Here is a 5,918-nt window from a genome sequence, read left to right on the forward strand (position 1 = left end):
GCCGGGGTCACCCGGGTGCCGACAGGTATAGTCCGGTCTCCCGGAGGCGGCAAGAACGAAGACAACTTTCACCGGTGGGCTTTTCCGAGTCGATACCTCCCCGACACACGGCAGGGGCCGGTCCACACGCCACCCCGGTCGGCACCCCACCGGTCGCACCCCGCCACGCCGACACCCGCCCTCACCCAACGGAACGGGTCCCCATGAAGGTCTCGGAGAAGACACTGACCACCGCCGTCGCCGCCGTGGCGGCGGCAGCGCTGATCACCGGCACCGTCGCCATGAACCACGGCGAGGGCCACACCGACCCGCCGCAGCCCGCCGCCGCCGACGGCGTGCGCGGCGGCGACACCGCGGTCCCCGCCGCCGCCCCGGGCGGCGACCCGGCCGGGGCGGCGGAGCTGCCGCCGTCCACCCCGCTCAGCGTGCGGATACCCGCGATATCCGTGGACGCCCCGCTCGCCGGCTACGGTCTGGAGCCCTCCGGCAGCCCCGAGGTCCCCCCGGAGGACCGCACCAACCTGGCCGCCTGGTACCGCGGCGGCGTCTCCCCGGGCTCCCCGGGCACTTCGCTGATCACCGGGCACGTGGACAACTCCACCGGCCCGGCGGTCTTCTACGACCTCGGCGCCCTCCAGCGCGGCGACACGGTCGAGGTGGACCGGGCGGACGGCCGGACCGCGGTCTTCACCGTCACCGCCGTCGACGTCTTCGACCGCGACGACTTCCCCGACGACCTGGTCTACGGCCAGAGCGCCGGCCCCGAACTCCGGCTCATCACCTGCGGCGGGCCCTTCTCCCGCTCCGCCGGCGGATACCTGGGCAACGTCGTCGCCTTCGCCCGTCTCACCGGGACCCGCTGACGCGCCGACCCGGGGACCCACGGCGCCCCGCCCGGCGCTCCCGGCCCGGCCCACCGGCCCCGGCCCAGGACGGCCCGCCGCCGCCGCGGTGTGGCGCCTGGCGGCCAACGCCTTTGGCAGTCCGTGTACTTCCGGCGTCGCCGGGGGAGACGACAGCCATGACGTCTCCGCTGCCGCACTCCGCCCACGCCCGGTCCTTCGACGCCGTCGCGACCGAGTACGCGGCCTCGCGTCCCAGCTACCCGCCGGAGCTGTTCGAGCTGATCGAGTCGCGGGTCGGGCACTCGCTGGCCGACACCGAGATCCTCGACATCGGCGCCGGCACCGGCATAGCCAGCCAGCTGCTCAACCAGCACGGTGCACGGGTCACCGCCGTGGAGCCCTCCGAGCCCATGGCCTGCCAGCTGAACATCGCGCACCCCGGGCTTCCGCTGGTCCGCGCCGACGGCGACGCCCTCCCCTTCGGCGACCACCACTTCGACCTCGTCACCTACGCCCAGTCCTGGCACTGGACCGAGCCGGCCCGCTCCGTCCCCGAGGCGCTGCGCGTGCTACGGCCCGGCGGCACCCTCGCCCTGTGGTGGAACACGCCGGACGAGAGCAAGGACTGGATCCGTGCCCAGTGGGAGCGGATCTCCGCCGCCACCCCCGACCACGGCCTCTCCGACGTCCCCGAGAACGCCGCCGCCATCCTGGGGGGACTCGGGCTCGGGATCGAGCCGGTACGGGACGAAATCCGCTGGACCCGCAGCGTCCCGGTCGACACCCACCTCGACAACCTCGCCACCCTCTCGCTGTTCTCCGTCCTCCCGCCCGAGGACCGCACCCCGCTGATCGACGCCGAACGGGAAGCGGTCTGCGCGGAGTTCCCCGACGGCATCGTCGCCGAGGAGTACGTCGTCCGCCTCACCTCGGTCCGCGCGCCCGACGCCTGACGCCCGACGCCTGACGCCCCACGCGTCCCGCCACCGGACCGGTTGGCGGGACGCGCCGGGCGGGTCCCACCGCCGCCCGGCGCACGCACGGGGGATCGTCAAGCGGACAACGCGCCGCCCGACCCCCGGCCGATGCGACGATGACCGCATGAGCCAGATGATCGCCGTTCTCGGAGCAGGAAAGATCGGAGAAGCCCTCCTCGGCGGGTTGCTCCGCGGCGGCAGGCCGCCCGCCCGCCTGCTCGCCACCGCCCGCCGCGCCGAACGCGCCGAGGCACTCCGCGCCCGCCACGGCGTCGAGGTCGTGACCAACGCCGAGGCCGCCGCCCGCGCAGACACCCTGATCCTCGCCGTCAAACCGCAGGACATGGCGACGCTGCTGACGGAGCTGGCCCCGCACACCGCACCCGACCGCCTCGTGATCAGCGCCGCAGCGGGCATCACCACCGCCTTCGTCGAGGAGCGCCTGCAGCCCGGCACCCCGGTCGTCCGGGTCATGCCCAACACCCCCGCCCTGGTCGACGAGGCGATGTCCGTCATCTCCGCCGGCGCGCACGCCGCCGAGGAGCACCTCGGCCACGCCGAGGAGATCTTCGACAGCGTCGGCAAGACCCTCCGGCTGCCCGAGTCCCAGCAGGACGCCGCCACGGCGCTCTCCGGCTCCGGGCCCGCCTACTTCTACTTCCTCGTCGAAGCCATGGTCGACGCCGGCATCCTGCTCGGCCTGCCCCGCGACAAGGCGCACGACCTGATCGTCCAGGCCGCGTACGGCGCCTCCGTCATGCTCCGCGACAGCGGCGACCACCCCGTCACCCTCCGCGAGGCCGTCACCTCGCCCGCGGGCACCACCATCAACGCCATCCGGGAGCTGGAGAAGCACGGCGTCCGCGCGGCGTTCCTCGACGCGTTGGAAGCCGCCCGCGACCGCAGCCGTGCCCTCGCCGCCGGCGGCGAGGGCGGTCCGCGCCCCAAGGGCTGACGCCACCCGGCTCGACGCCCGACCCGCCCCGGCGCGCACCCCGGGGCGGGGCACCGCCCCGCGAAAACCACTGGCAGGGCCGCGGCGGCCCACTCTAGGCTCGCTTGGTTCACCACCCAGGACGAGCCGCGGGGAGCCCGCCGTATGACCGCGGAAGCGCGACCGCGTCCCGCCGCGACGGTCTACCCGGCCGTCGCCGCCGGCGCGTTCCGCCGCTACGCCACCTACCGCGTCGCCACCGCCGCCGGCGTGCTCACCAACACCGTCTTCGGCTTCGTCCTCGCCTACGTCTACCTCGCCCTCTGGGACCAACGCCCACAGCTCGGCGGCTACGGACCGGAGCAGGCCGTCACCTTCGTCTGGATCGGCCAGGCCATGATCGGCGCGGTCGCACTCCTCGGCGGAGGCTTCCAGGAGGAACTCCAGGAACGCATCCGCAGCGGCGACATCGCCGTCGACCTCTACCGGCCCGTCGACCTCCAGCTCTGGTGGCTCGCCCACGACTGCGGCCGGGCCGCTTTCCAGCTGCTCGGCCGCGGGGTCGGCCCCATGCTCGGCGGCGCCGTCGCCTTCGACCTCCACCTCCCCACCCACCCCCTGGTCTGGCTGCTCTTCCTGCTCTCCGTGTGGGGCGCCGTCGTCGTCAGCTTCGCCATCCGCTACCTGCTCGCCCTCGCCGCCTTCTGGCTGCTCGACGGCAGCGGGCTGCTGATGCTCGGCACCTTCCTCGGCGTCTTCGCCTCCGGCATGCTGCTGCCGCTCACCGTCTTCCCCGGGCTGCTCGGGGACGTCGTCCGCGCACTGCCCTGGGCCGCCATGCTCCAAGTACCGGCCGACATCCTGCTGGAACGCCGCACCGGCACCGGCGTCCTCACGGGGCTGCTCTTCCAGGCGGCGTGGGCCGTCGCCCTGCTGACCGCGGGCCGGTTCCTCCAACTGCTGGCCACCCGAAAGGTCGTGGTCCAGGGTGGTTGACGCGCTGCGCGCCTACGTCCTCACCGCCGGCATGTGGATGCGGGCCTCGCTGGCGTACCGCACCTCGTTCGCCATGTCGCTGCTCGGCAGCTTCATCGGCTCCGGCCTCGACTTCGTCGCCATCATGATCATGTACTCCCACATCGACGCGCTCGGCGGCTACGCCGTCGCCGAGGTGGCCCTGCTCTACGGGGCCACGAGCCTCTCCCTCGGGATCACCGACCTCCTCGTCGGCAACGTGAGCCGCGTCGGTACCAACGTCCGCAACGGCACGGTGGACACCCTGCTCGTCCGCCCCGTACCGGTCTTCCTCCAGCTCGCCGCCGACCGTTTCGCGCTGCGCCGTCTCGGCCGTGTCACCCAGGGCGCCCTGGTCATGGGCTGGGCCCTGGTGGCGCTCGGCCCCGTCCGCGCTGCCTGGTCACCGCTGGACTGGCTGCTGCTCGTCGTGATGGTGCTGGCCGGCGCCGGGATCTACGGCGCGCTGTACGCGCTCGGCGGCGCTTTCCAGTTCTGGGCCCAGGACGCCGCCGAGGTCCAGAACGCGTTCACCTACGGCGGCAACACCCTGCTCCAGTACCCGCCCACCGTCTTCGCGGGCGAACTGGTCCGGGGCGTCACCCTCGTGATCCCGCTCGCCTTCGTCAACTGGGTGCCCGCCGCCTCACTCCTGGGACGGGACGCCCCACTGAACCTGCCGGGCTTCACCGCCTGGCTCTCCCCCCTGGTCGCGGTGGCGGCCTGCTGCGGCGCCGCTCTGGTCTGGCGCGCGGCGGTCAACAGCTACCGCAGCACCGGAAGCTGACGGAAGGAGCCGAACCGATGGCGGAGCCCGCACCCCGACCCGCAGCCGAACCGCCCCGCGGGGGCGAGGACGCACCCCCCGCGGCGACCGAACCGACCCGGGTCCCCTCCCCGGCCGGCCCCGAACACCGAGGCGTCCCCGCGCCGCCACCCGGAGAGGGGGCGGGCGAGCCGCTGATCGTGGCGGACCGCCTACGGAAGGTGTTCACCGTGCGGCGCCGGGCCGGCCTGGTGCGGCGCACCCGCAGTGAGGTACGCGCCGTGGAGGACGTCAGCTTCCGCGTCGCGCGAGGGGAGATGGTCGGCTACATCGGGCCCAACGGCGCCGGCAAGTCCACCACCATCAAGATGCTCACCGGGATCCTCACCCCGACGGCCGGGACACTGCGGGTCGCCGGCGTCGAGCCCTCCCGCGACCGGACCAGGCTCGCCCGTCGGATCGGCGTGGTCTTCGGCCAGCGCACCACCCTCTGGTGGGACCTCCCGCTGCGGGACTCCTACGCGCTGGCCCGGCGTATCTACCGGGTCGAACCGGCCCGCTTCCGGCGCAACCTCGACCGCTGCGTCGAACTGCTCGACCTCGGGGACCTCCTTCCGGTGCCGGTCCGACAGCTCTCCCTCGGGCAGCGGATGCGCGCCGACATCGCCGCGGCGCTGCTCCACGACCCGGAGGTCCTCTACCTCGACGAGCCGACCATCGGACTGGACGTCGTCAGCAAGTCCACCGTCCGCGGGTTCCTGCTGGACCTCAACGCGGAGCGGGGCACCACCGTCCTGCTGACCACCCACGACATGACCGACATCGAGCAGCTCTGCCGACGCGTGATCGTCATCGACCACGGGAGGATCGTCCACGACGGCGACCTCGCGCTGCTGCACGGGAGCGACGGCGGACACCGCACCCTGGTGGTCGACCTCGAACGGGAGCTGCCCCCGATCTACGTGCCCGGCGCCCGCACGGTCCGGGTGGAGGGGCCGCGGCAGTGGCTCTCCTTTCCCGCCGACGAGCGTGCGGCCCCCCTGGTCGCGGCGATCGCCCGCGACTACCCGCTGCTCGACCTGTCGATCAGGGAACCCGACATCGAGCAGGTCATCAGCCGGCTCTACGCAGGCCGCAGGGGCCCCGGCGGGCACTGACCCCCTCTCGCGGGGGAGCGGCGGAGACGGGCGCCGGGTCGACCGCGCGACTGTGCCGTGGAACACCGGAGGCCCGAGTTGACGGCGCTGGGGCGTCTGCGTAGTGTTCTCCGAGCTGCCACGGAGCCGATCGGTTCCCCAAGCGACGCAGAGCGTCCCAGGAGGCGGCAACCACTGCCTAGGTGCATCTGCCCTTTCGGGTGTGTTTTCGTATGCGTTCGCGTA

6 protein-coding genes are annotated in these 5,918 nt (G+C 73.5%); all 6 read left to right on the forward strand.

Annotated elements, in window-relative coordinates:
* Positions 1-203: 203 nt before the first annotated feature.
* The 6 genes from HCJ92_RS21235 to HCJ92_RS21260 all read left to right on the forward strand — a co-directional run bounded on the left by HCJ92_RS21235 (position 204) and on the right by HCJ92_RS21260 (position 5,693).
* Positions 204-863 (forward strand): class F sortase, encoded by a 660-nt coding sequence (locus HCJ92_RS21235; RefSeq protein WP_167935224.1) that lies wholly within the window; start codon positions 204-206, stop codon positions 861-863.
* Positions 864-1,021: 158 nt separating this feature from the next.
* On the forward strand, positions 1,022-1,798 hold the full coding sequence (locus tag HCJ92_RS21240; RefSeq protein ID WP_167935225.1) for a class I SAM-dependent methyltransferase: 777 nt from the start codon (positions 1,022-1,024) through the stop codon (positions 1,796-1,798).
* Positions 1,799-1,946: 148 nt separating this feature from the next.
* Complete coding sequence (proC, locus tag HCJ92_RS21245; protein WP_167935226.1) at positions 1,947-2,777, forward strand: pyrroline-5-carboxylate reductase; 831 nt, start codon at positions 1,947-1,949, stop codon at positions 2,775-2,777.
* Between the two features lie 144 nt (positions 2,778-2,921).
* Positions 2,922-3,752: an ABC transporter permease gene (locus HCJ92_RS21250; protein WP_167935227.1), complete on the forward strand. Its 831-nt coding sequence runs from the start codon at positions 2,922-2,924 to the stop codon at positions 3,750-3,752.
* On the forward strand, positions 3,745-4,557 hold the full coding sequence (locus HCJ92_RS21255) for an ABC transporter permease (RefSeq protein WP_338054302.1): 813 nt from the start codon (positions 3,745-3,747) through the stop codon (positions 4,555-4,557). The genes HCJ92_RS21250 and HCJ92_RS21255 overlap by 8 nt, the downstream gene beginning before the upstream one ends.
* A 17-nt stretch (positions 4,558-4,574) precedes the next feature.
* On the forward strand, positions 4,575-5,693 hold the full coding sequence (locus tag HCJ92_RS21260) for an ABC transporter ATP-binding protein (protein WP_167935228.1): 1,119 nt from the start codon (positions 4,575-4,577) through the stop codon (positions 5,691-5,693).
* The last annotated feature ends 225 nt before the right edge of the window (positions 5,694-5,918 follow it).

The sequence above is a fragment of the Streptomyces spiramenti genome (genome assembly GCF_012034385.1).
Classification (GTDB): domain Bacteria; phylum Actinomycetota; class Actinomycetes; order Streptomycetales; family Streptomycetaceae; genus Streptomyces; species Streptomyces spiramenti.